The organism is Prevotella sp. C561, assembly GCF_000224595.1.
Classification (GTDB): domain Bacteria; phylum Bacteroidota; class Bacteroidia; order Bacteroidales; family Bacteroidaceae; genus Prevotella; species Prevotella jejuni.
In genome coordinates this window covers 23,185-47,124 of record NZ_JH114147.1, presented here as the reverse complement: position 1 = coordinate 47,124, position 23,940 = coordinate 23,185, and the positions used below count along the sequence as shown (strand labels likewise).

Below are 23,940 nucleotides of genomic sequence, written 5' to 3'. Positions count from 1 at the left end.
GAATCAGTGATTAAGCCTTTATACCTTTCTTGGCTAAGAGTGCCTTGTCTTGGTCTGTCAGCTTGTCAATGACGTAAGTTCCAATATATGAAATCTGCATTTCATCGAGGATGTCTACCAAGTGACGATATGAAGCATGATCAGTTGGTTTAATAATGACAGTCATGGTTGAAACCTTCTTGCCATCAATCATACCACCTTTAATCGATGCAATCTCAGCCTGATAGATGCTATCAGGATAAGCCTTAGGGTTCTCAGCCTTCTTGCGATTCAGATCCTTTACAGCGATATCCATATCCTTATATGGGATAGAGATAGCTTCACCAGTAGAAGGATCACCCACTTGCTTATGTTGAAGAACGTAGCGAATACCTTTTGAAGTGTTACTCCAATCAGCAGGCTTTAGCCAATTAGCGTTATCATACTCTGGTTTACCATTACCATAGAAGATTTTATCTCCGTCAGCAATGTAAATTGTAATAGAGTGTGACTCCTTAGCCTCATTCTTCTGGTTCTCATTCTGAGTTTTATCATTACTTGGCATCGTCAACTCCATAGTTGAAGGCTTGCTAAGCGAAGTACAAAGCATGAAGAAAGTAATCAGCAACATAAGCATATCTACCATCGGCGTAAAGTCTACGCGGACGGTCATCTTCTTCTGCTTGCCGCCTCCTTTTCCTGTATCCATCATTTCCATACTTTGATCTCCTTACTTATTAGCTGCCTGAGCAGCCTTTTTAGCGTCCAACTGTGTGATCATATAGTAATGGCTCTCATCCATATCTTGGAGTTCGCTCATTACCTTCTTAACGGTACCATAAGGAGAGTCAGCATCAGACTTGATAGCAAGTCTAACCTTTGGGTTCACCTGGCGGGCTGCGTTAACCCACTGTTGGAACTCAGTCATCTCCTGTCCTTGGATACTATCGAGAGGAATACCCATCTTAGGGAGTTCTTTACTACGCTCTGCAGCAGGCTTTGACAAATAAGCAGCTAACTTATCGAGCGGAGTACCAAATGTAGACTCAGCAACAAAAGTTTTCTTCTGTGCAGGAGTCAATGTAATGCCCATATTGCCTACGATCTGTCCCAACTCATTGGTATTATCGTAGCTCATGAAAACCTGGCCTTCGCCAGTAGGCTTTCCATTAGGTCCTTTTTCAGGACTAACGAGAATTGTCAAGACACCATTCTCAGGCACCTTAGTTTCAGACACAGAACCCGGAGTATTTACCTTCACTGGCTCATTCTTAACGAAAGTAGAAGTCAGCATAAAGAAGGTAAGCAACAGGGTCATAACGTCTGACATAGGCGTCATGTCGATAAAAGTGTCATTCTTCTTAACTTTTACTTTACCCATAGCGATAAATTATTAAAGGGTTAGCAAAAATTAAGCCTCGTCTGTGTGGTTTACTTCGTATGTCTGAGCGATAGAATAACCAACCTCGTCGAGGGCGAAAGTCAACTTGTCAACCTTGTTAGAGTAGTAACCGTATGATACCACTGCACACCAAGATGTTGCAATACCGAAAGCGGTGTTGATCAACGCCTCAGAAATACCAGCAGAAAGTGCAGCAGAGTCAGCACCACCACCTGCAGAAAGAGCAGAGAACGACTTGATCATACCGGTTACAGTACCGAGAAGACCAGTAAGAGTACCAAGAGTTACGAGAGTAGCAATGATAGGGAGGTTCATTGTCAGAGTTGGCATCTCAAGCTGAGTAGCCTCCTCGTGAGCCTGCTGAATCTTAGCTACCTTCTGAGCCTTCTTAAGGTTAGCATTAGCACCAGTCTCCATATCCTTGTAAGCGTTCAAAGAAGCCTTAACAACGTTTGCTACAGAACCCTTCTGCTGATCGCAGAGCTGGTTAGCCTTAGCAAGGTCATTAGCGTTAAGAGCACTCTTGATGTTTGCAACGAACTTTGGAAGTGAACCCTTACCGAAAGCAGTCTTCAATGCCATCCAACGCTCGATAGACATAGCAAGCACTGTCAACAAGAGAGTGTGGATAACTGGAACGACTACGCCACCCTTGAAGATAGTACCCCAAACGTCTGCTGGGTTCTCACGTGCAGCACCATCCTGGAAATGCATCTGATTGCCGAACCAAAAGTAGAACAATGCGAACGCAACGATAGCGCAAAAGATGATAATCCAAAATGCACCTCTAACTCCTGTGAAGCCCTCAGACTTTTTCTGTGGGACTGGTTTTTGTTGTGTAGTTGCCATAATTTGATAAAATTTTAATTTTAGGTTATTAATGAATTAATTTGTTAATATCTTTCTGATTTATAAGCATTTGTATGATACGAGCCGTATGTGAGCTCGTTCAACACAGTGTCTTATCTCCGCAAAGATAGTAATTAAAAGAAAAATAGAGATAGGATTAATAACATTTAACAGTTATAAATGTACGGTTTCTCTCTCTACTTTATTACTATCTACTCTTTCGAGCCCTATTTAAGTTTTGAAAGTACTTCTTTGATACGATGTAGTGCTTCCTTAATATTATCATCACTTGTTGCGTAACTCATTCGGAAACATTCTGGGGCACCAAAAGCGTCGCCACCCACTGTTGCCACGCCTCCTTCTTCAAGAATATACATTGCGAGGTCTGATGAACTCCGAATGACATGCTTACCATCTGTCTTGCCAAAGTAGCTTGAACATTTAGGGAAGAGATAGAATGCACCCTGTGGTACATTCACTTCAAGGCCAGGTATCTCCTTTGCCAGCCTAACTATCAAGTCACGACGACGTCGGAATGCCTCACGATAGTCAGCCACACAAGCTTGATCAGCCTCGTATGCAGCCACAGCAGCCATCTGACTTACACTACATGTACCTGACGTATATTGTCCTTGTAGCTTATTAATTCCTTTTGCAATCCACTCTGGTGCAGCAACCCAGCCTAATCTCCAACCTGTCATAGCGTAAGCTTTGCTAACACCATTGCAGAGTATCGTACGGTCTTTCATCCCTTGGCAAGAAGCAATACTACAATGACCACCTATATAATTAATGTGTTCATATATCTCATCTGACAGAACGAACAAGTCATCATGTGCCAAAACGACCTTGGCTAAGCTCTCCAACTCTTCTGCAGAGTAGACACTACCAGTAGGATTACTTGGAGAACAAAGAATAATCATCTTTGTCTTGGGTGTAATCGCATGCTCCAACTGTTCAGCCGTAATCTTGAAATCCTGTTCAATACCAGCAGAAACAATAACAGGAACGCCTCCAGCGAGTTTTACCATCTGTGGGTAACTAACCCAATAAGGTGCAGGAATAATGACCTCATCACCAGGATTAACCAAAGCCAAGATGGCATTGCATACACCTTGCTTACCTCCTGTACCAACAACTATCTCTGAAACAGCATAATCAAGGTGATTTTCTTGCTTCAGTTTCTTAACAATTGCCTCACGCAGAACAGGATATCCAGGAACAGGAGAATACTTAGAGAAGTTATCATCAATAGCTTTTTTGCCCGCTTCCTTCACATGGTCGGGTGTCATAAAGTCTGGTTCACCCACACTCATATTGATAACATCAATTCCCTGCGCTTTCATTTCACTACTCTTCTGCGACATTGCTAATGTTTCAGAAGGCGCCAGTCGATTCAAACGATCTGATAGTTGTGCCATTTCGAACTTTATCTTTCTTTATGAATAATATCAAGTACAAATGTACGTAAATTCATTCTGATAACGCAACTTTTCTTTCTTTATTTTATCATTATAACATTTTTACTGCCGATTTGACAGTTAAAACCACAAAAATAGGGTTCTTCCGATACTAAAAGTGATAGAACTTAAATACTAAGAAGAACTTTGTTATAAGAACTGAACACCTTTTCTTCTCACTGGATGACACATGAGTTATACTCAAATAGAGTTGATGGGTGGTGGGTGATGGGTGTTAAGTGATCGGTGTTAATGTTTTGTGTTTGGTGGGTAGTAGGTGATGGAAGATGGGTGTTAGGTGATGGTGGATAGGTGTTAAGGGATTGTGTTTGGCGAATAATAGGTGATGGATTATGGGTGTTGGGTGATGAGTGATAGGTGTTAATGGTTTCTGTTTGGTGGGTAATAGGTGATGGATTATGGGTGTTTGGTGATGGTGGATGGGTGTTAAGGGTTTGTGTTAGTGATGGGAGTAGGTAACATCTGATGGGTATTAGAGGCTATGGAAAACGCTCTCTCTCCCCTTTCTGTCAACTATTTTCACCCTTCATGAATAGAGTACACGCTTTTTAAGATAATAGAAGAGGCCTAACTGCATTCAAGAAGATGCCCTTCTTGCATGTTGAAGACGCCCTTCTTGAAGCAAGGAAAGCATCTTCTTCAAGTCTATATGTAACCTATTGATTTATTGTATATTATAAGCTCTATCATAAGAGTTCTTATACTCGTGTTGTAAGGGTAATTAGATCGATATTATGTAATGATTTTTTACAGTTAAGTAAATTCCCATGAAATAGAGACCAGTACTTTTGATATACTTATCGAAAAGCCAAACAGACATGAAATACAATAATATTTACATACCTAAATATACCATACTTTGCAAACAAAGACTTACCATCTTCGTCTATATAAAACATCCTTTTACATCTATCGACCTCTCTAACTTACATTCGCTCAAGCAATTCATAGCTTTGTGCCTACCCTTCACACAACTTGCAACAAAAGCTCACACTTACCCTATTGAGTAATATCTCACCTGTCATAAACCTATAAGTGCAGCATTTTTCTCATATTTCCACATAGCAACTGGTAGCTAACAAACTTACACGAGTAACGACTGTCAGAGGTCACAAAACACTACCACCACCCTATCCTACTCCATTCGCCACCAGCCAACAGACCATTTTTGATTCGGACAGATTATGAAGATGAACTCCCAAAAGCATAAACAACAATCCCACTATAAAGAGACAGAACGCCTCTCCATAGTGGGATTGACAACAAGGCTTACTACATAGCCTTTCAATAGAATATTATCTTTATAGATGCAAGTCGTGCCCCATGCGATCACGCTTCGTCTTCAAATAGCGATAATCAAACTTATTAGGAGTAATCTCAATAGGGACATTCTCCTCAATCTCCAATCCGTAAGCTTCAAGCCCCACACGCTTCGTTGGGTTGTTTGTAATCAGACGCATCTTATGGACGCCAAGATGGCGCAACATCTGTGCTCCGCAACCATAATCACGTTCGTCAGGACGGAAGCCAAGGTGGAGGTTTGCCTCAACAGTATCAAGTCCTTCTTCCTGCAGTTTATAGGCAGCAATCTTATTCATCAAGCCGATGCCACGTCCTTCCTGTTGCATATAGATAAGGACACCCTTACCTTCTTTCTCAATCATCTCCATTGCCTTGTGCAGTTGCTCACCACAATCACAACGTTGACTACCAAGAATATCGCCCGTCGCACATGAAGAGTGTACACGCACAAGCACCGGTTCGTTTTCTGTCCACGTACCTTTAATAAGTGCCATGTGCTCTAATCCATTCGCTTGACGGAATGGAATCAGATGGAACATACCATATTTAGTAGGAAGCTCTACCTCCTCACCGACAACAATACTTGTCTCGGTCTTCAAGCGATAAGCTATGATATCCTTGATACTAATAATCTTCAGTCCCCATTCCTTTGCACGTTTCTGCAAATCAGGCATACGCGCCATCGATCCATCTTCGTTCATTATCTCCATCAACACACCCGCTGGGAAACAGCCAGAGAGCTTACAGAGATCGACGGCAGCCTCGGTATGACCCGAACGACGCAGAACTCCATTGTCTTGAGCATACAATGGGTTGATATGACCAGGTCGGCCAAAGGTCTGTGGAGTAGATTTTGGGTCGGCCAACGCCTTGATTGTCTCAGCACGATCATGTGTAGACACACCTGTCGAACAGCCTTCCAGCTTATCAACGGTAACGGTGAACGGAGTACCAAGCATTGATGTGTTATCAGAAACTTGGTGAGGTAGGTCCAATTCTTCCGCACGTGACATCGTAATAGGTACACAAAGCACACCTCGTGCATTCTTCAACATAAAGTTAACCTTCTCTGGTGTGATCATTTCTGCAGCCATGATAAGGTCACCTTCATTCTCTCGGTCTTCGTCATCAACTACGATAACGAACTTTCCCTCCCGAAAGTCTTTCAGCGCATCTTCGATGCTATCGAGTTTAAAGTCTTCCATATTGTTACTGATTGTTTGTTGTTTCGATACCAATAAACCTTTGCCCCTCTCTTTCCTTCATCCGTATTATCTCTGAGATTATCATCACGTTACAGCCAATAATCGTATGGAGATCACGATAAAGACGCAAGCGGAAACGCCACATGCGGAAGTAGAAGAAGATACCAGCTGGCAGTATCACTGCTGCAAGAATATTAGACCACTTATGGTCGAACGGTCTTGTATGTGCCTTAACAGCTAATATTGGGTATTTATTCAGTTCTGTCATGATGACCTTATTGCGTGTATTACCCAAGTCTTCAATGACAGTTTCAAGTTCATCATTAATCTTCTCGATGACATGATCCGTATGATAACGGAAGAACACCTTTATTACATTAGGTGCTGACTTAAGTCTTCGAGTCTTAGCATAGTCCTCAATTCTAACGTTCAAATCCTTCAGTAGTTCTGCATCTTTATCATAGTCAGGGTCATGCAAGATAACTTCTTTGCTCGCAACGCTACGTTTCACCCTCATTCCAAACATCTTCATCAACATTCTCCTATACATATCTGCATTGAATACAGTTGAGTCATTGTTGGCTTTGTACGTAAAGAATATCGCCATTGGGATAAGTACGGCCATAGAAAGGCCCTTTCCAAACCAGATAGCCCAGTCACCCTGTCGCGACATTCGATAACCTGTATTATCGAGGATATAAAAGATTATGAACACTATAACGCTGATAATGATTGGAATACCCAATCCTCCCTTTCGGATAATAGCACCGAGTGGTGCACCGATAAAGAAGAAGATAATACATATCAGCGATAATGTAAACTTATTAATAATCTCTATCTCATGCAATCGGATAAGCTTATCACCATCACTGGTTATCATACTCTTAAAATCAAGGTCGCTTACTTCTTGCTGAACGGTCGATAAAGCTTGGTCAACAACATAACGTCGCTGATCGGCAGGTAGCTTATTAAAGGCCGAATCTATGTTAAAAGCCTTTTCTTCCGACAGTTTTATGGCCTCCTTCCTTTCGACAGCCTTTAACTTAGGCGTTCGATAATAAAGGGACTGTGCATCCTTATAGAAGGCGTTACCCACACTATCGTAGACGTGAACAAGGGAGTCCTTATCGTGCTGTATCTTCGTAATACTCTTCGTACGAGCATCATTTGAGATACCAGCCATATCCGTTAAGTTGAAGTCACCATCGAAGTCAAGGACTATATGCTTATGTGCAAATGTCTCTCGACGATATGGGACACTGGCACTATTACCCATTTCTTGTGAGCGCATGTTCTCAAACCACTCTCCACTCCATAGGTTCAATACAAGGTGTTTCTTGTCTGCTGTAGACTGTAACATACCTGAATCAGCAAGGATAATAGCCTGGTCTTCGTAGCTGTCTGTCATCCTATACACCATAATATTATATAGGTGGCCAGTCTTCATATCCTTCTTTTCAACATAGAGGTTCGTCTGTGGGATACCATCATAGAAGATTCCTTCTGGTATTTCCAGCTCAGGACTCTTCTGTTTCATGGATATAAGTAATTGAGCAATATGCTTTTGTGCTGTTGGCCCCACATTGTTTTGGAAATAGAACGAGCCAAAAGCGATAAGAACACTAATAAAGATTAGTCCTCTAAACGACTGAATAAGAGAGATGCCAGCAGCCTTGATAGCCGTCAACTCCGAACTTTCACCAAGGTTACCATAGGAGATTAGCGATGAAAGAAGAATTGCCAACGGAAGAGCCTGTGGTACCATCATTAAGCTCATGTACCAGAAGAATTGTCCAAGAACGTCCATAGACAATCCTTTACCTATCAAGTCATCAACGTATCTCCACAAGAACTGCATCATCAACACAAACAAGCTGATGAAGAAAGTTCCCATGAAAAGCATACCAAATTGCTTGGCAATAAAGATATCTAACTTCTTGATTCGAAACATGATATAATGACAAGGAGTTTATTCTCCCTTATTTACATACGAGCTATGACACATTAAGGATACAGAGGTCCCATCAGTGGAGAATAGCTTACCTTTTGCAAATTTACATAAAAATATCAGAGTAATTGTCTTTTTTAATATTTTTATTCTTTAACCAGCCTCTTTCATCTATCTGTTCACGCCAAATTAGCATCAAGGAGCTTACATTCCCGTTATGACATGTAGGCGTTCAATGTTCTGATTCCACATCTGTTCTAAGCCCTCGACGTCATCGTCCTCTGCAAAGTCAGTTATATATAGATGGTAATTACCTGCAATCTCACTATGGAACATCTTTATCTCCCAATAAGCTTCATCCTCCGAAGCCTCCCAATGGAAACGTACATGGTCGTTCTTGACCATTTCGACGATTTTTGCTGTATGTATATCATGCTCACGAAGCGGGTCGCCCCATACAAAAGTTGCGACATCCTCATTTATTGTCACGTCATCTGCTAACCACTTCTTCAGCCCTATAGGTGTGCTAATCAGTGCCCACACAGCACTGCCTGAACGTGTTTTCAATTCGTATTCTAATTCTACTTTCTTACTCATAACTAAGTAAAGCGTTTTGTTTATGCTTATTTATCAACTCTCTATTGTGTCTCTTCGCCCTCATACTATCCTCTTCCAGAAATAAAGTCATCATATAAGTTTGTTCTTAGCAGTTACTTAAATAGCCGTTAGATATACTTGCGATAATATCATCATAGAACCGTTTTCTTCTCTTACTGCGCCAAACAGAAGGACAGCCTTTAAACGTATATCTTCTTGTTTTTATTGTATTCCATCATTAATAAGCATAAATTAGGATGGTGTTCTTACTCAAAAGCATATCTTCTATCCTTATTGTAATAAGCAGCAAACCATCGCCTCCCCTGCAGTATCAGACACAGAGAAAGAATGTTTTTAATGAATAAACCACAAAAAAGTGAGTTATTATTTGCAAGTATGATTTTTTCTTCATACCTTTGCACCCGCTTTCGAGAACGAAAGTAATATGGATGGCGGGATAGCTCAGTTGGTTAGAGCGTCGGATTCATAATCCGGAGGTCCGGGGATCGTAGCCCCGTCCCGCTACAAAAAGGTTGATAATCATTTTTGATTACCAACCTTTTTTGCTTATATACTATCCTTTTAATATAAAGAAATAGATATACCAACTTATAATGATTGGTATCTGATAAAGCTCACTCATATCTATAAGAAAGAAGTTATCTGGTATATAGTATTAGATTCAGCCCTCGTTTCAAGTGATTACACAACCTTTCTTTATTGCATTAGATTTCTCGTATTACTTTACAGTTGCCCATGCCAACAGAAAGCTCACCGCATGTTCTATTTCTATGTACCATCTGCAAAGTAGTTTCCAACCAAAACTAAACTTACTGTCACTGCCGTCACACAAAGTTACCACCTAACTATCTTGTTTACAGAGAAGTTACGTCAAATGTTAAAAATGACAGCAAAACGAATTTAAAACTATTCTTGTAGTAGTACGTATTATATCCCTCTTATTTTAAAAAGTTGCATTCCTCCGTTAACCAGAACCATCATAAACTTTGCTATTAAGAAAGAAGAAGCTAATAAAAGTTGCTCGGACATAAAACACAAAAAGGCGAGCCTTACGACTCGCCTTGTGAATTTAATCAGTAACAGGTTATAAACCTTATGGAAGGCTAATAGCCTCATTTGGACAAACTGACGCACATGTGCCGCATTCTGTGCATGCGTCTGCGTCAATCTTATAGATATCACCCTCAGAGATTGCCTCTACTGGACATTCATCGATACATGTACCACAAGCGATACAATCATTACCAATTACGTAAGCCATAATATAAATAATTTATAATGTTAATAATGTTCTTGTATTACAAATAGGTTTATACCTAAATTTGATGGTGCAAAGTTAGGAATAAATTCCTTAATACCTAAACATAATGAGATAAATTACAAATATTTAGACGACATAAAAATAGAATTACAAGGCCTTTCATAAACGTAACTAACTATTAAATAGAAACTTACAAACAAAGAATACAACAATCACGAAGGCTTTCCTCTATTACATTAAACAACATCGTTTTTCTTGCTTCATACCTAAAAAGGATGAGAGACACCTAAAAAAGAGGAAATATCAACAGGAAGATAGACAATAAAACAAGTAGATAAACGTTTGAAGAATAATATGAAAAGAATACTATTCGCACTTATCTCATTGGCTACTGTGCTTTCAAGCCATGCACAGGAACGGAGAGTTCAGAACCGTCCCTACACCGACTTGCGTGAATTTCACTTCGGTGTACTCGTCGGAACACATCTGCAAGACCTCGAACTCAATAATGTTGGACCACAGATGGTAGACCTTGGAGATGGTAACGGACTGGTTCAGAAGACTATATCAGTAGACCAAGACCGTTGGGATGCGGGCTTCACTGTTGGCGTCTTAGGTGAGTTACGACTCAACTCAACCCTCCAACTGCGTATGGCCCCAGCCATGTACTTTGGCACACGACATCTCACTTTCCGAAACCTCACAGACCTTAATACGCAAGGCGAACCTACTGAACAGGTGCAAGAACTAAAGACAGCATATATCTCATGCGCTTTCGACCTCATTGCAGCGGCCCCACGATTCAACAACCACCGTCCATACGTAATGTTAGGATTGAACCCCATGCTCAATCTCTCAGGTAAGGACAATGATTATATCAAGCTCAAACGTAGCGATGTCTTCGTAGAAGTGGGACTTGGATGTGATTTCTACCTCCCTTACTTTAAGTTACGTCCAGAATTAAAGTTCATGTACAGTCTTACTAATAGCCTTGACAAGAGTCATTCAAAAAACCTCCAAGACAAGAATATGCTCATGTACACCAACTCTGTCAACGATACACGGGCAAAGATGATAGCCCTCACTTTCTACTTTGAATAAATCGCTTGTTTGCAAAATTAGCAGATATTACATCGAAGAAAGGCAACGGAAGAAGACTTACCAGAACACTTATAGAATCTATGCAATATTGAAGTGCAACTCCAAAATTGCATAGATTTTTTTATTAAAAACACGCTTTTCACTTGTACGCATGCCTTTTTTATGTAATTTTGGAGTTGAACTTCAATTTTACATAAACTTATGAACGATTATATACATCGCAAAATAGAGGAAACGATACTTGAGGCATCAAAATACTTCTCCGTGATAGCAGTCTCTGGGCCACGTCAATCAGGCAAGAGTACATTGCTAACTCAATTATTCCCATTCTACGAGAAATACAGTCTAAAGGACCTCAACATTATTGATTACGCAAAGAATGATCCCATAGCCTTCCTTAATCAGACAGATGAAGGAATGTTTATTGACGAGATACAAAGGTGTCCTCAACTATTAGACTACATACAAGGCATTGTAGATAACAATCCCAAGAGACATTTCGCATTGTCAGGAAGTTCGAATTTCGAGGTAATGAAGAACTTATCAGAATCTCTTGCTGGTCGTGCAGGGGTGTTCGAACTGTTGCCAATGTCCATACAGGAGGTTACAGGAAAGATTGATTTAGACAATCTAAATCAAATCCTTTACAACGGGCTCTACCCTTCTATCTGTGCAAAGAAGAATATTGCTAAGTTCTTTTACCCCTCTTATGTTAGGACATACTTGGAGAAAGACGTAAGAGATCTCCTACAGATGAAAGACCAAATACGCTTCACAAAGTTCTTGAAGCAGTGTGCAGCACGAATAGGCTCACTCTTCAACGCTTCTGAATTAGGTGCAGAGATAGGCGTAAGTTCCAAGACTATCAGCCACTGGCTTTCTGTCTTGCAGGCTTCTTACCTCATAACGCTCCTCCCACCCTACTATGAGAACATACCCAAAAGACTGGTGAAGAGTCCTAAACTCTATTTCAACGACCCTGGTCTGGCCTGTTATCTACTCGACATCGAGACTCCTCAACAGTTAGACAGGGATAAGATGCGTGGTGCTATCTTTGAGAATATGATTGTTATGGAGGCCATCAAGCATCGCTATAACATGGGATTAGAGGGTGGAGTATTCTTCTATCGCGACTCTAATCAGAATGAAGTTGACCTCTTAATCAAGCAGGAAGGGGAACTAACAGCCATTGAAGTGAAGTCTTCTATGACTTATAGTTCATCTTTTGAGAAGACACTCACACAGATTGAAGGCTGGATAAAGACCCCCATAAGTAGGAAGGCTATAGTCTACTCTGGCGACTTTGAGAACACGAGTGACAACATCAACCTTATCAACTATCGCCATATATCTTCCATTCTCTGAGTCTTTATTATTCAAGACAAGGTACTATTTCTCTGTTACAGAGGCTCCCCTCTTCTTTTCCCAATGCCGAATAGGTAGACAACAAAAGATGTTAAAAAAGCGAGGAATTAGTTTCAAAATATAAAAAAACAGTATCTTTGTTGTATTACAAATCGTAAACAAAAGTAGTTATGAGAAAGTTTATTATCCTTCTTTGTGCACTCGTTGCAAGTATAAACATTAGCGCACAGACTAAAGAAAAGCAAGATAGTCTGAACATACCAGTGTTTCTTGTAGATGGAGTTGAGGTACAGAACATCGATAACCTTGACCAGAAAGACATCATTAGTGTGAATGTTATCAAAAACGGTGACTTCAACAAGCTATTTTATCCACGTACTGGCGGCGTGATGCTGATTACAACAAAATCAAAAAAGTATCTGAAGCCTATCATTCAAAAGTATCAGGAAAATATGAAGAAAGCAAAGAGTGACAGGAAGCCTGGGCAGATTTACATAAGATAAAGGTGCTCACAAACACCTTTCATAATACGAGAACACTATCAGATTATAGCTTTTTACATCATAACCAACGTCCAATAGTAGCTGTAATAACCGTCAACTCCTACTATTGGGTTTGGTTCTTGTAAACAAAAGAGACCGATTTCCACAAATTATTACCATGAATAAAAGAATTTATTATCGTGAAAAAAAATATTTCTCATCATGAAAATAAATATTTCTTTTCATGAAAATAATTCGTATTAGACCCTCTGCACGCTCTTTTATCTTTCTCTTCAGGCTTATAGAATGGCGGAGAAGGCGACAGTAGAAAGCATCTATTCTCATACTCTCAACAATGCCCATAGCGCATGAACAACAATGGGCTGTATCAATAAGATAGCCATTAACAACCTTATTGATACAGCCCACATTATTTATATATAGGTCTTATCGATTGAAAGACTTACTTTTTCTTCTTCATATCAAGTACTAACTTACCGACGTAAATAGCATGCTTACCATTCTGATCATCGCCAACCATCTTACCATTAAGGTCTTTCACGTATTCTAACTTAGTCAGGAAGGTATGCGAATGACCACCTAAAATGAGGTCGAGACCACGAGTTCCAGCAATAACCTCCTCATCACTGACCCCTTCTATATTCCATCCAAGATGGGAGATACAGATAATCAAATCGCATTTCTTTGCTTTTAACTCGTCAATAACCTTCTGTGCACAAGCCACAGGGTCGTTATAAACAATCTTACCATAGTTAGCCTTCACCACAAGACCATCCAACTTAGGAGCAAGACCGAAGACACCTATCTTTAAGCCATTACGTTTCAAGATAACGTAGGGCTTTACCAAGCCCTGAAGTGGCGTACCCGTAAAGTCGTAATTAGCGCATACAATAGGGAACTTAGCCATCTTAAAGAGGCGAACCATATTGTCCATACCAAAGTCGAACTCATGGTTACCAATCGTAGCAGCGTCATAGTGCATCTGATTCATCAGTCCCACTTCAACATCACCCTTGAACATTGTATAATAAGGAGAGCCTTGTGAGAAGTCGCCACTATCAAAGAGCAGCAAGTCTGGTTGCTTCTTTCTCTCTTCTTTAATCATAGCCACACGACGCACGAAACCGCCTCGTCCAGCCTTCATCGTGTCTGCAAGATTCGTATTAAGCGGATAGATCTGGCTATGCGCATCGTTAGTATGCAGAATTGTTAAGTGCTTATTCTGACCGAAAGCGAGAACAGCCAGGAAGCAGAAAGTAATCAATAATATATTTCTTTTCATACATGTGTATCGTTAAAAGATTATTCCACTCGGATACGTCCTTCTTTATGTGAATTGACAACCTTACCTTGAGCAGTCTGCTCCTTAAAGTAGTTCATGATAAGGAAGCGTGTATTATTACTGCTTGCTTGGGGTGATACGACATTAGTAGCCGACTTGAAAGCCTCCATCTTATCATTACCTTGCGCCAAGTAGTCAAGAGTTGCAATACGATAAGTTGCCTTTGGGTCAATCTCCTTACCATTGAGACGAGCCGATTTCAACTTGTGGTCACGTGTGAAAACGAGTTCTACCCCATGGCTGACAGCCTCACCACCAGTATGTGCCATCTGTGAGAACAACTCCAAAACCTTCTCACCTGTGAGTGTCACAAAGCATATCTTATTCTCAAAAGGAGCAATGTCTAACACATCTCCGTAGGTCACTTTACCCTTAGAAAGTGCTGCACGGATACCTCCCATATTGTAAACACCAAAGTCAACCTTCTCATTATAGCTGCGAGCAGACCATACCATAATATCTGCTAACAGGTTAGAAAGGTCGCTCTCAGGCCGATGAGCCACCATCTCGTGGTCGACCTCGCCCACAACAGGTCCCATCACAGAGTCAACCTTATGCTTAAATGGTTCCATAAACTTTGCTGCTTCAGCATCAGGAGTAGCATCATACCTACTGTCAACCAGCACACGTGTACGCTGAATGCCCGCTAACTCATAATGAGAAGCACAGCCTGTCAACGCTAATACCGCCGTTAGTCCAGACAGATAAACTGTTTTCTTATACATATATAATGACATTTTATAGTTCTCATAAAGACCTGTCAGAACAAAGAATACACATCCTTTATTTGATAACCGATAATTTCCACCTATTATATATAGGTGATGTCGCAAACTGACAACATCTAAAAAGACAATGCAAAAGTAAGAAAAAAATCGAATACACTGCTTGTCTAAGAATGAAAGATAGTCTCTCTTTTCATGAAAGGACAAACGACAGCATCCCCTACGACCCTAACTATACCTTGTTTTAGGTATTGTGAGTTTGAAAGATTATTTATACTTTTGTAACCAATTATTAATATTTAACGGATTGTGTTCACATGAAGAAAGAAGTAATTTACCTATCTCTTACAATGCTCACAATGGCTGCAATGCCTTGTAATGCACAAGCACAAGAGATGGAAGACACCACATTACAACTCAAAGAGGTAACGATTAGTACAACACGTATGCCTGAAGTAAAGCAGAATGCGGCTGCTACTGTTACCATCATTGACCAGAAGCAAATAGCAGAAATGAGTAAGGCTGCACCTGACATCACCCACCTTTTGGGTATGCTCACACCTGGTATGGCTCTATCGAGCAATACCACAAGCTCGCGCTCACAATCACTTCGCGGACGAAGTGCACTTATCTTGATTGATGGAATCCCTCAATCAACTCCTTTACGTTCAACCGATCGTGACATAAGAACCATTGACATCGCTGCTATCGACCATATAGAAGTAGTGAAGGGATCTACTGCTCTCTATGGTAATGGGGCTATCGGTGGATTGATAAACATCATCACTAAGAAGAATACTACCAATAAGTCTTTTGCAGGAGAGACGACTCTCTCAGGGTCAACCTACAATTTCTTCCGTAAAGGAAAAGGCCAAGGTTATCGCATCAACCAGCAAGTCTATGGACGTGTGGGTAATTTCGATTATCTCGTAAATGGTGCTTTCGGACGTACAGGTAGCGCTATTGACGGTGACGGAGAGTTTATTTCTCCACGTTACGGACTCGGTGATACTTACACCACGAATGCCCTCGTCAATCTCGGTTACAGCCTGTCTCCAAAGAACAGAATTGAGTTGATGTATAATTTCTATCGTAGTTTGCAGGACACAAAACTGATTCCTTTCGGTGGAAAGTATCTCCAAAGCCCTTCTATTGGCGTCATTGGCAACAAGGACCCACAGGCAGTTGACGAGGGAACAAGGTACAACCACAATGCGTACCTCAAGTTTACTTCAAAGGACATATTCAAGCACACCGATTTAGAAGCGTCTGTTTATGGTTCAAGTCTATACACCATCTTCGACTTCCGCAAGGCTAATCCAGCACAACCAAGATGGGAGGAAACAAGCGGACAGTCGGCTGTTAAGGACCGTAAGTTCGGTGTTCGTGCTCAGTTCAATAGTCGTCTTATATTCTCTGACGATGCCTTTGCGCACATAGTCTACGGTTACGACTACCTCTACAATAAGACTTCTCAACCCTTAGTAGACGGCAGGTATTGGATGCCATGGCTGACAAGTAACAACCATGCACCCTTTGTTCAGATCAAGACAACGCTCTGGCAGCACCTTAACGTCAAACTTGGAGGTCGTTACGACTACATTAGTGTGAAGGTGCCAGACTACGACGTGTTGCGTAATAAGCTCTCTGACCCACAGGTTCAGGTCAAGGGTGGGACGCTGAAGTATAATAACATGTCTTTTAACGTAGGTCTTTCTTATAACAAATATCCTGCTTTTCAACCTTTCGTAGCCTACTCTCAAGGCTTTTCTATCTTCGATTTAGGTCGTACACTACGTGCTGCTAAGGCGGATGTACTCGCTAAGATCTCCACAGAACCAGTAAAGACTAACAACTACGAGATTGGTGCTTACTCTGATATCAACCATTGGCTGCAACTCAATGGTTCGTTCTTCTACACCTATTCTAAGTTAGGAAGTGACCTCAAGATAGACCACGGCTTCTGGGTAGTCAATCGTACTCCACAGAAGGTATATGGCGTTGAGTTGAGTGCAGACGCACAAATCCTCAGCAACTTAAAGGCTGGTGCTAATTTCTCATGGTTCGAAGGTAAGCTCAAATCAGCTACTGGTGATTGGGACACATACATGTCGAATATCTCTATCCCAGCCGCTAAGTTGGCAATGTATGTCAACTATGCTCCAGTCAAGAACACCTATCTCCAGCTGCAATACATGCACACGGGTAAGCGTGACCGATTTGCTCCTAACGCATCAGGACAGTATAATGAAGGAGAAGGAATAGTAAGTCGTATCAACTTACTAAACCTCACTGCAGGTGTTAAACTGAAGGTTTGTGACTTGAGTTTGGCTGTATCTAACTTGCTAAACTACACTTATTACACACCAGCATCTATGATGATGGCACGTAATGCAGAGTATGCTCATGCTGATGGACGCAAGATTACGCTCACAGCTGTGTTTAAGTATTAAGGTTAAAACACTCTCTTAAAGATATTCACAGGTGTTGGGAGTTTCCTAAATAAGGAAGCTGAGGTTGATTAAACAGTCCTCTTACACTTATACAAGAGGTCCTTTTAAACACTGATACACCTTATTTATATATCGTAACCCACAGGCAGGGAAGATGGAAAGCAACGCATGTTGCTCCTCTTTCCTGCTTTTCATTTACTATCTTAAAGCCTTTATCCTATTAGCACGATTGTTGTTACGCAAACGAAGAAGTATTACGACACTATAATATAAGGTCACACTATCAGCCATTTATACGTAAAGAAGCCAATAGTTGCAACCCCTCAGAACGACAGTCAATGCAGAATGCAACTATTAAAAACCTATTAAACCTTTGAAAAACACGTACAATTCCCTACTTTTGCAGCATATAACACATATCAACTTAAATTCATTAAAACAATTATTCATTATGAGAAAGAGTTTGTTCGTAAGCTTTGTTATGCTATTAATAGGCATGACGGTGAATGCTCAGGATTACAAGAAGCAGTCGTTCATACCAGAGGCTGACATGCCAGATGCCGGTATCTACCTCCCAGCCCCACCTGACACAGCATCCTATCAGTTCGACTATGACTTCCATCAGTATTGGTGGGGTCGCAAGATGAGAGAGGACAAAGAGCGTGCTGCACAGGCTAAGTTCGATGCTAACTTTGATGTTGATTCAGTCCTCGTAGGCTTTGCTCCTTCCTTTGGCATGCTCATCACACCCGAGAAAACACCCGAGACTTACAAGCTCATGTATATGATTGGTATTGATGGTAACCATGCTGTCGACCGCGCCAAGGCTAAGTATATGCGCAAGCGTCCATTTGCTCAGTTCCATGAGCATACCCTCCAACCACAGTTCGAGGCAGAATTAATCAACAACGGTTCCTATCCTTCTGGTCATACTTGCCGTGGATGGATTTTCGGATTGACCTTAACAGCCTTGAACCCATCCCGTGGCAACGAAATCATGAAGCATGCCTACGAATATGGTCAGAGCCGAGTAATCTGTGGATATCACTATCAGAGCGATGTCGACGCAGGCCGTCTCTGTGCAAGTGTAGGCTTTGCTGCCGTACAGTCATCAGATGCTTTCCAGAAGCAGATGGCTAAGGCAAAGAAGGAGATTGCAAAGGTGCTTGCAACAAATAAGCATTAAAAAGCATATAAATACTTTGTCATTTCATTGAAAAGTAGTAACTTTGCATCGCTTTTGGCGTAACCGCTGGTCGTGGAAGAGTCATGGACTATGTTACGTTGGAACGACAAACAATATTTAATTAATAAAAGACAATGGATTTAATTAAAGTTGCTGAAGAAGCATTTGCAACCGGCAAGCAGTTCCCAGAGTTCAAGGCTGGTGACACTATCACTGTCGCTTACAAAATCGTCGAGGGTAATAAGCAGCGTATTCAGCTCTACCGTGGCGTAGTAATCAAGATTTCTGGTCATGGAGAGAAGAAGCGTTTCACTGTTCGTAAGATGTCAGGCACCATCGGTGTTGAGCGTATCTTCCCTATTGAGTCACCTAACATCGATTCTATCGAGGTGAACAAGCGTGGTAAGGTTCGCCGTGCGAAACTCTACTACCTACGTAATCTTACAGGTAAGGCTGCACGCATCAAGGAGAAGAGAACCGTTGCTGTTGAAAAGTAAATCCTTGAGAATCCAAGAAAATAAAAGCTCGAAACCATTGGTTTCGGGCTTTTTTATTTGTCCTTCAAAAGGTTTATTTACCACTACCTCACCTGTGACACGTTAGAAAGAGAGCGAAATCAATCATCCTGAGAACTTACATACAAACTTACATCTCACCTTTCGCTTAACCCCGAGACGTGGTATTCCTCTATCAAAAATGACATTAAAACAATGTAGGGATATACGCCTTGTTTATCTCATAACAGGCCTTACCTGCGGATAAACCTACCGTATGTCCCTACAAATCCTCACAGATAGTCTTTCAGCATCCAGTCTTCAAGACTATCCCCTACCCCATCATACAATGGAGTACTTAATCTTCATAATTCAACTTCGCATCGTTTTCGCCATGCAAAGCAGCACTTAAATCCTTCCAGTTTTGGAACCCTGCAAAGAGAGCCAGCCTATCTAATGTTTTTTTAGAAGGTTTTTCTATCCCCTTGAAATAGCCAATCAGCTTCTTTAACGATGCTGACCCCAAGTGGATGTGATAAAGTGCTAACCTGTCAGACAATCTCTCCAAATCGGAAGCCAGCTCTTTACGCAGATACGTCCTTTGCCCAAGCTCCTCGATAATGGTTCTAAGCTTCTTTCTCATACCTCATTCTCCAGTATAAATACTAACGTGTTACAAAAGTAATAAAAGAATAAGTAATTAAGTAATATTCAACGGCTTTTCTCAACATTAAATATGTTAATTAAACTTGTAAACGAAGGGGTAATAATTTAATGAGTTCCATCACCATGCGATACTGCTTTGACTTAGAACGCCTTACACCGTTTTCTAATAAAGAAAAATCTAATCTAACAAACCTTATTCTGAGTTATCTAACGCCTCATCCGCCCCTTTCTATCCTCCATCCAAACAGTATCTCGGAAGGCGATTAAGCCTTAATACCATTCGTGCAAACACATCATATAACGACAGAAAAAGGGTGATTATCGTCTTTCCTATCCTTTCTATCTATCTTCCTAAGCAACAAAACGTTCCTCTTTCAAGCTTTTCTACCAGTGCATCCGACTTTTTAATGGATGTTCCATACCTTCCTCTTCCTATCTCAAGGGCATTTGTAGATACGTAAAAAATCATTACATATTATAGAGAAAAACTCTCTCATAGCAGGAATATAATATCCTCAACTATCAAGCTTATAATCCTCACTATATCAGCTTATTACAAACAGCATTGCAGAAGATGCCCTTCTTGCATCAAGAAGGGCGTCTTCTATAAGCAAGAAGGGCATGTTCTACAATCTAATTAGGCCTCTTCTCTTAGCTTGAGGGGCATATACTGTTTCCGAGAGAGGCGAAAATTATTTACATCAAGACGATTGGGATAAATCCAGATGAACGTTACTCGTATGTAAACATCTGTGCCATTCCATGAGAGAACTGGCCATCCTCCCCACAAGCTAAGAACATACGATTAGGTAAATCACACCACCTTACTTCACAGCAATGCACTCCACCTCAACGAGTGCACCCTTTGGCAAAGCTTTGACAGCGAAGGCTGAGCGAGCAGGATAAGGTTCCTTGAAGAACTCAGCATAAACCTCATTCATCGCTGCGAAGTTCTCCATATCTGAAAGGAATACTGTTGTCTTAACGACATGAGACAGGTCAACACCAGCTGAAGCCAACACGTTACGTGCATTCGTGAGTGATTGGCGTGTCTGTTCCTTCACACCTCCTTCAGCGAAAGCATTGGTAGCTGGGTCAATAGGGAGCTGACCAGATGCGAAAATGAAACCATTAGCCTCGATGGCCTGGCTGTAAGGACCTACTGCAGCAGGTGCCTTGTCTGTGTGTAATGCTTGCATATCTATTATAATTTGTAAGGGATTAAAGGTAGCCGAGGGTGTATAGTCAACGACAAGACAGCCCTCTATGCTCCAAAGATTAATTTTTATCGAGTGTAAAAGTAATGATTTCTTTCAAAAGAAACAAACCTGAAGGGCTATTTTACTTAAAAACAACGACCGTAACAACGTATTCCATTATTTTCCTTACCTTTGCATAACCATTTACATATACCACATAAGTTATATGAAAGAATTAGCTCTTAAGTACGGATGCAATCCGAACCAGAAGCCTTCACGTATCTATATGGAGGAAGGCGAACTCCCCATCACAGTTCTCAGTGGTCGTCCAGGCTACATTAACTTTCTTGATGCACTCAACAGTTGGCAGCTTGTTAAGGAGCTGAAGGCTGCTACGGGTCTTCCTGCAGCCGCATCGTTCAAGCATGTCAGCCCAGCTGGCGCTGCAGTGGGTCTTCCTTTGAGTGAGACACTCAAGAAGATTTACTTTGTCGACGACGTTGACTTCGAGCTTACACCGCTTGCCAGTGCCTATGCACGTGCTCGTGGAGCCGACCGTATGTGCTCATACGGCGATTTCTGTGCGCTCAGTGACACCTGCGACAAGGAGACTGCGCTACTTATCAAACGTGAGGTTAGCGACGGTGTGATAGCCCCTGACTATACTCCGGAGGCTTTAGAGATTCTAAAGGCGAAGCGTAAGGGGACATACAATGTTATCAAGATTGACCCTGACTATGTACCTGCTCCTATCGAGAGGAAGCAAGTCTTCGGTATTACCTTTGAACAAGGGCGCAACGAAGTGAAGCTTGATGACCCCAAGCTCTTCGAGAACATTCCTACAAAGAACAAGACTTTCACTGCGAATGCCAAGCGAGATCTTATCATATCGTTGATTACTTTGAAATATACTCAGAGTAATTCGGTTTGTTATGTGGCTGATGGACAAGCTATAGGGATTGGGGCTGGACAGCAGAGTCGCATCCACTGTACCCGTTTAGCTGGTAATAAGGCTGACGAATGGTGGCTACGTCAGTGCCCAAAGGTTATGAACCTCCCATTCAAGAAGGATATTCGCCGTGCCGATAGGGACAATACTATCAACATCTACATCTCTGACGAGTATGAAGACGTGCTGCAAGATGGCGTATGGCAACAGTTCTTTACAGAATGTCCAGAGCCTCTGACACGTGAAGAGCGTAAGGAGTGGATTGCCAAAAACACTGGTGTTGCACTCGGTTCTGACGCATTCTTCCCGTTTGGCGACAATATTGAGCGTGCGCACAAGAGTGGTGTAGAGTATATAGCACAGGCCGGAGGGAGTATTCGTGACGACCATGTCATCGACACATGTGATAAGTATAACATCGCAATGACCTTTACGGGCGTTCGTTTATTCCATCATTAAAGAGATTAAATATGAGCGATATAGATGAAATCATCGAGAGTGGAATGGTATTTCGAGGTGCCTCGAAACCCAAGACCGATGATGGTAAGGTGAAAACCAAAGCCAAGAAGAAGAAGTATATCACTGGTGCTCATGGCTCTGGCAGCGCTAAGCAGAAGGCGAAATACCGTCAGCAACGTGCCAACCGACACAAGTAAATAAATCAACAAACGCCCTCGTTTGTCCGTCCCTATCGAAGGGAACTGGAGAAATGAGGGCGTTTGCTTTTGGTTTTATAACTGTTTATTCATATCCATCACCGAAGTCTTCACCAGGATATTTCCCTAATAACCTAACAAAGCGAGGGTTGTAATGAGACAACATAGCCGAATGGAAACTTGTTGCCATCGTAATATCAGAGTAAGACTCACGGCCGTTCTTTTTTGATGACAAGGCAAGCGTTGCGTCAATAAAGTTGTATGCCCACTGATTATTATAAGCCATTACTGCCTCAAATAAGTATTTGCTACGAGGTAGCATACTACCATCATGTTTCTTTATTTCATAGTCTCGGATGCGCATCAGCAAAGGAATGAAATCTTGACAAGCCCAAACCGTAACTGCCAACAAGGCATTATCGGTTTCATCATCTTCCCAACCAACATCTTCATTATCATTATCATAATGTGATAAAGCATCCAATAAGATAGATTTATCCTCCTCTCTACGATAGGAAGCTAAAGCCTTCAATGCTTGATAGGTTCGTTCTTTAAGAACAATCTCCTTTACTCTTGAGTAATAGCTTTCCTTTGGTGGAAGTCTCAATAAAAGTTTCTTTGTATATTGATATTTGGACAATCCGGGTGTATAGAGCGCTAAAGAGTCATTACGCAAAGAATCTTTCTTACTAATGACCGTCTTATCTCTGCATGACTGAACATTACGTAAGAACACACTACCAGCATATTCCTCTTCTATAACATCATCTGAACGCACATAAATCTTCGTCGTATCAGTATAATTCGAGAGTAATATTTCCTCTAAGTGTGCATACTTTCGACGTATCAAAGCATCTGTAGCTGCAAGTCGAACACCCGCAGAATAGCTCCTATTAGTGAGTTCGCAAAGTTCTTTAGTAGTACATAATGAATCTAATAAAGACTGTACCACAGGAAAAGCTCTTGGTCCTTTGCATGTTTTAATATAAGTCGTATCAATACCATCCAACAGACTATCCACATTCAGATAATACTGTCTACCATTAATATTTTGCATTTCATAGGATGTTCCAGTTCTATTCAACAGGAAGAGAACCTTCGCTATCTGCTCCTGTCGCTTGTCTGTACAAGCCACCAACAGCATACATATTGAAAGGAAAAACAGGATTTTCTTCATACGATACAACAAATATCTCGGTACGGAATAAACGTCTCCTTAGACAGCAAAGATACTAAATTATTCACAAAGACATGCC

At 41.3% G+C, this 23,940-nt stretch carries 22 protein-coding genes and 1 tRNA gene; 10 read left to right on the top strand and 13 right to left on the bottom strand.

The window, feature by feature from the left end; all coding sequences use genetic code 11:
• Window positions 1-10: 10 nt before the first annotated feature.
• From HMPREF0666_RS09940 to HMPREF0666_RS09925, 4 genes are all read right to left on the bottom strand, one after another.
• Complete coding sequence (locus HMPREF0666_RS09940) at window positions 11-697, bottom strand: biopolymer transporter ExbD (RefSeq protein ID WP_009012244.1); 687 nt, start codon at window positions 695-697, stop codon at window positions 11-13.
• Between the two features lie 12 nt (window positions 698-709).
• Window positions 710-1,360, bottom strand: coding sequence for a biopolymer transporter ExbD (locus tag HMPREF0666_RS09935; RefSeq protein ID WP_009012243.1), 651 nt, complete (start codon window positions 1,358-1,360; stop codon window positions 710-712).
• A 30-nt stretch (window positions 1,361-1,390) separates the two neighbouring features.
• Window positions 1,391-2,230 carry a MotA/TolQ/ExbB proton channel family protein gene (locus HMPREF0666_RS09930; RefSeq protein ID WP_009012242.1) on the bottom strand — a complete coding sequence of 280 codons (840 nt, stop codon included), beginning with the start codon at window positions 2,228-2,230 and terminating at the stop codon, window positions 1,391-1,393.
• A 227-nt stretch (window positions 2,231-2,457) separates the two neighbouring features.
• The gene (locus HMPREF0666_RS09925; RefSeq protein WP_009012241.1) at window positions 2,458-3,651 is read right to left on the bottom strand and encodes a pyridoxal phosphate-dependent aminotransferase; all 1,194 of its coding nucleotides are present in this window, start codon (window positions 3,649-3,651) and stop codon (window positions 2,458-2,460) included.
• A gap of 878 nt (window positions 3,652-4,529) precedes the next feature.
• Here HMPREF0666_RS09925 and HMPREF0666_RS18125 point away from each other — a divergent pair.
• Complete coding sequence (locus tag HMPREF0666_RS18125; protein ID WP_009012240.1) at window positions 4,530-4,721, top strand: hypothetical protein; 192 nt, start codon at window positions 4,530-4,532, stop codon at window positions 4,719-4,721.
• 291 nt (window positions 4,722-5,012) lie between these two features.
• Here the strand turns inward: HMPREF0666_RS18125 and HMPREF0666_RS09920 are convergent, their stop codons facing one another.
• The 3 genes from HMPREF0666_RS09920 to HMPREF0666_RS09910 all read right to left on the bottom strand — a co-directional run bounded on the left by HMPREF0666_RS09920 (window position 5,013) and on the right by HMPREF0666_RS09910 (window position 8,763).
• A complete protein-coding gene (locus HMPREF0666_RS09920) occupies window positions 5,013-6,218 on the bottom strand; it encodes a bifunctional 3,4-dihydroxy-2-butanone-4-phosphate synthase/GTP cyclohydrolase II (protein ID WP_009012239.1) in 1,206 nt (401 codons plus the stop codon).
• A 4-nt stretch (window positions 6,219-6,222) separates the two neighbouring features.
• On the bottom strand, window positions 6,223-8,169 hold the full coding sequence (locus HMPREF0666_RS09915; protein ID WP_009012238.1) for an LptF/LptG family permease: 1,947 nt from the start codon (window positions 8,167-8,169) through the stop codon (window positions 6,223-6,225).
• Between the two features lie 201 nt (window positions 8,170-8,370).
• Window positions 8,371-8,763 carry an START-like domain-containing protein gene (locus HMPREF0666_RS09910; RefSeq protein WP_009012237.1) on the bottom strand — a complete coding sequence of 131 codons (393 nt, stop codon included), beginning with the start codon at window positions 8,761-8,763 and terminating at the stop codon, window positions 8,371-8,373.
• Window positions 8,764-9,214: 451 nt separating this feature from the next.
• Between HMPREF0666_RS09910 and HMPREF0666_RS09905 the strand changes: the two genes are divergently transcribed.
• Window positions 9,215-9,288, top strand: a tRNA-Met gene (locus tag HMPREF0666_RS09905).
• 589 nt (window positions 9,289-9,877) lie between these two features.
• On the opposite strand, the gene HMPREF0666_RS09900 is transcribed toward HMPREF0666_RS09905, so the two are convergent.
• A complete protein-coding gene (locus tag HMPREF0666_RS09900; RefSeq protein WP_008822033.1) occupies window positions 9,878-10,045 on the bottom strand; it encodes a DUF362 domain-containing protein in 168 nt (55 codons plus the stop codon).
• A 354-nt stretch (window positions 10,046-10,399) separates the two neighbouring features.
• Between HMPREF0666_RS09900 and HMPREF0666_RS09895 the strand changes: the two genes are divergently transcribed.
• The 3 genes from HMPREF0666_RS09895 (at window position 10,400) to HMPREF0666_RS09885 (ending at window position 13,014) form a co-directional block, all read left to right on the top strand.
• A complete protein-coding gene (locus tag HMPREF0666_RS09895; RefSeq protein ID WP_009012236.1) occupies window positions 10,400-11,146 on the top strand; it encodes a porin family protein in 747 nt (248 codons plus the stop codon).
• Window positions 11,147-11,347: 201 nt separating this feature from the next.
• The gene (locus HMPREF0666_RS09890; RefSeq protein ID WP_009012235.1) at window positions 11,348-12,511 is read left to right on the top strand and encodes an ATP-binding protein; all 1,164 of its coding nucleotides are present in this window, start codon (window positions 11,348-11,350) and stop codon (window positions 12,509-12,511) included.
• Between the two features lie 170 nt (window positions 12,512-12,681).
• Window positions 12,682-13,014, top strand: coding sequence for a hypothetical protein (locus HMPREF0666_RS09885; RefSeq protein ID WP_009012234.1), 333 nt, complete (start codon window positions 12,682-12,684; stop codon window positions 13,012-13,014).
• 442 nt (window positions 13,015-13,456) lie between these two features.
• Here the strand turns inward: HMPREF0666_RS09885 and HMPREF0666_RS09880 are convergent, their stop codons facing one another.
• Both HMPREF0666_RS09880 and HMPREF0666_RS09875 read right to left on the bottom strand, forming a co-directional pair.
• Window positions 13,457-14,296, bottom strand: a complete 840-nt coding sequence (locus HMPREF0666_RS09880) for a bifunctional UDP-sugar hydrolase/5'-nucleotidase (RefSeq protein ID WP_009012233.1) — start codon at window positions 14,294-14,296, stop codon at window positions 13,457-13,459.
• Window positions 14,297-14,316: 20 nt separating this feature from the next.
• Entirely contained in the window at window positions 14,317-15,081 is a 765-nt protein-coding gene (locus tag HMPREF0666_RS09875; protein WP_009012232.1) for a 5'-nucleotidase C-terminal domain-containing protein, read from the bottom strand.
• Between the two features lie 317 nt (window positions 15,082-15,398).
• Here HMPREF0666_RS09875 and HMPREF0666_RS09870 point away from each other — a divergent pair, with 317 nt between their 5' ends.
• The 3 genes from HMPREF0666_RS09870 to rplS all read left to right on the top strand — a co-directional run bounded on the left by HMPREF0666_RS09870 (window position 15,399) and on the right by rplS (window position 19,217).
• Entirely contained in the window at window positions 15,399-17,534 is a 2,136-nt protein-coding gene (locus tag HMPREF0666_RS09870; protein WP_009012231.1) for a TonB-dependent receptor, read from the top strand.
• A 451-nt stretch (window positions 17,535-17,985) separates the two neighbouring features.
• Entirely contained in the window at window positions 17,986-18,720 is a 735-nt protein-coding gene (locus HMPREF0666_RS09865; protein ID WP_009012230.1) for a phosphatase PAP2 family protein, read from the top strand.
• Between the two features lie 134 nt (window positions 18,721-18,854).
• Window positions 18,855-19,217: a 50S ribosomal protein L19 gene (gene rplS / locus HMPREF0666_RS09860; protein WP_009012229.1), complete on the top strand. Its 363-nt coding sequence runs from the start codon at window positions 18,855-18,857 to the stop codon at window positions 19,215-19,217.
• Window positions 19,218-19,572: 355 nt separating this feature from the next.
• Here the strand turns inward: rplS and HMPREF0666_RS09855 are convergent, their stop codons facing one another.
• Entirely contained in the window at window positions 19,573-19,857 is a 285-nt protein-coding gene (locus HMPREF0666_RS09855) for a hypothetical protein (protein ID WP_009012228.1), read from the bottom strand.
• 847 nt (window positions 19,858-20,704) lie between these two features.
• Window positions 20,705-21,079 carry a RidA family protein gene (locus HMPREF0666_RS09850; RefSeq protein ID WP_009012227.1) on the bottom strand — a complete coding sequence of 125 codons (375 nt, stop codon included), beginning with the start codon at window positions 21,077-21,079 and terminating at the stop codon, window positions 20,705-20,707.
• A gap of 217 nt (window positions 21,080-21,296) precedes the next feature.
• Here HMPREF0666_RS09850 and HMPREF0666_RS09845 point away from each other — a divergent pair, with 217 nt between their 5' ends.
• Both HMPREF0666_RS09845 and HMPREF0666_RS09840 read left to right on the top strand, forming a co-directional pair.
• Window positions 21,297-22,487: a phosphoribosylaminoimidazolecarboxamide formyltransferase gene (locus HMPREF0666_RS09845; RefSeq protein WP_255346426.1), complete on the top strand. Its 1,191-nt coding sequence runs from the start codon at window positions 21,297-21,299 to the stop codon at window positions 22,485-22,487.
• 11 nt (window positions 22,488-22,498) lie between these two features.
• Complete coding sequence (locus tag HMPREF0666_RS09840) at window positions 22,499-22,684, top strand: hypothetical protein (RefSeq protein WP_009012225.1); 186 nt, start codon at window positions 22,499-22,501, stop codon at window positions 22,682-22,684.
• An 85-nt stretch (window positions 22,685-22,769) separates the two neighbouring features.
• On the opposite strand, the gene HMPREF0666_RS09835 is transcribed toward HMPREF0666_RS09840, so the two are convergent.
• Entirely contained in the window at window positions 22,770-23,861 is a 1,092-nt protein-coding gene (locus HMPREF0666_RS09835; protein ID WP_232214094.1) for a hypothetical protein, read from the bottom strand.
• Window positions 23,862-23,940 lie beyond the last annotated feature (79 nt).

Excerpts from the sequence above, each read along its gene's own strand:
- HMPREF0666_RS09940 (WP_009012244.1), bottom strand. The coding sequence starts at position 697 with ATGGAAATGATGGATACAGGAAAAGGAGGCGGCAAGCAGAAGAAGATG.
- HMPREF0666_RS09935 (WP_009012243.1), bottom strand. The coding sequence starts at position 1,360 with ATGGGTAAAGTAAAAGTTAAGAAGAATGACACTTTTATCGACATGACG.
- HMPREF0666_RS09930 (WP_009012242.1), bottom strand. The coding sequence starts at position 2,230 with ATGGCAACTACACAACAAAAACCAGTCCCACAGAAAAAGTCTGAGGGC.
- HMPREF0666_RS09925 (WP_009012241.1), bottom strand. The coding sequence starts at position 3,651 with ATGGCACAACTATCAGATCGTTTGAATCGACTGGCGCCTTCTGAAACA.
- HMPREF0666_RS18125 (WP_009012240.1), top strand. The coding sequence starts at position 4,530 with ATGAAATACAATAATATTTACATACCTAAATATACCATACTTTGCAAA.
- HMPREF0666_RS09920 (WP_009012239.1), bottom strand. The coding sequence starts at position 6,218 with ATGGAAGACTTTAAACTCGATAGCATCGAAGATGCGCTGAAAGACTTT.
- HMPREF0666_RS09915 (WP_009012238.1), bottom strand. The coding sequence starts at position 8,169 with ATGTTTCGAATCAAGAAGTTAGATATCTTTATTGCCAAGCAATTTGGT.
- HMPREF0666_RS09910 (WP_009012237.1), bottom strand. The coding sequence starts at position 8,763 with ATGAGTAAGAAAGTAGAATTAGAATACGAATTGAAAACACGTTCAGGC.
- HMPREF0666_RS09900 (WP_008822033.1), bottom strand. The coding sequence starts at position 10,045 with ATGGCTTACGTAATTGGTAATGATTGTATCGCTTGTGGTACATGTATC.
- HMPREF0666_RS09895 (WP_009012236.1), top strand. The coding sequence starts at position 10,400 with ATGAAAAGAATACTATTCGCACTTATCTCATTGGCTACTGTGCTTTCA.
- HMPREF0666_RS09890 (WP_009012235.1), top strand. The coding sequence starts at position 11,348 with ATGAACGATTATATACATCGCAAAATAGAGGAAACGATACTTGAGGCA.
- HMPREF0666_RS09885 (WP_009012234.1), top strand. The coding sequence starts at position 12,682 with ATGAGAAAGTTTATTATCCTTCTTTGTGCACTCGTTGCAAGTATAAAC.
- HMPREF0666_RS09880 (WP_009012233.1), bottom strand. The coding sequence starts at position 14,296 with ATGAAAAGAAATATATTATTGATTACTTTCTGCTTCCTGGCTGTTCTC.
- HMPREF0666_RS09875 (WP_009012232.1), bottom strand. The coding sequence starts at position 15,081 with ATGTATAAGAAAACAGTTTATCTGTCTGGACTAACGGCGGTATTAGCG.
- HMPREF0666_RS09870 (WP_009012231.1), top strand. The coding sequence starts at position 15,399 with ATGAAGAAAGAAGTAATTTACCTATCTCTTACAATGCTCACAATGGCT.
- HMPREF0666_RS09865 (WP_009012230.1), top strand. The coding sequence starts at position 17,986 with ATGAGAAAGAGTTTGTTCGTAAGCTTTGTTATGCTATTAATAGGCATG.
- rplS (WP_009012229.1), top strand. The coding sequence starts at position 18,855 with ATGGATTTAATTAAAGTTGCTGAAGAAGCATTTGCAACCGGCAAGCAG.
- HMPREF0666_RS09855 (WP_009012228.1), bottom strand. The coding sequence starts at position 19,857 with ATGAGAAAGAAGCTTAGAACCATTATCGAGGAGCTTGGGCAAAGGACG.
- HMPREF0666_RS09850 (WP_009012227.1), bottom strand. The coding sequence starts at position 21,079 with ATGCAAGCATTACACACAGACAAGGCACCTGCTGCAGTAGGTCCTTAC.
- HMPREF0666_RS09840 (WP_009012225.1), top strand. The coding sequence starts at position 22,499 with ATGAGCGATATAGATGAAATCATCGAGAGTGGAATGGTATTTCGAGGT.
- HMPREF0666_RS09835 (WP_232214094.1), bottom strand. The coding sequence starts at position 23,861 with ATGAAGAAAATCCTGTTTTTCCTTTCAATATGTATGCTGTTGGTGGCT.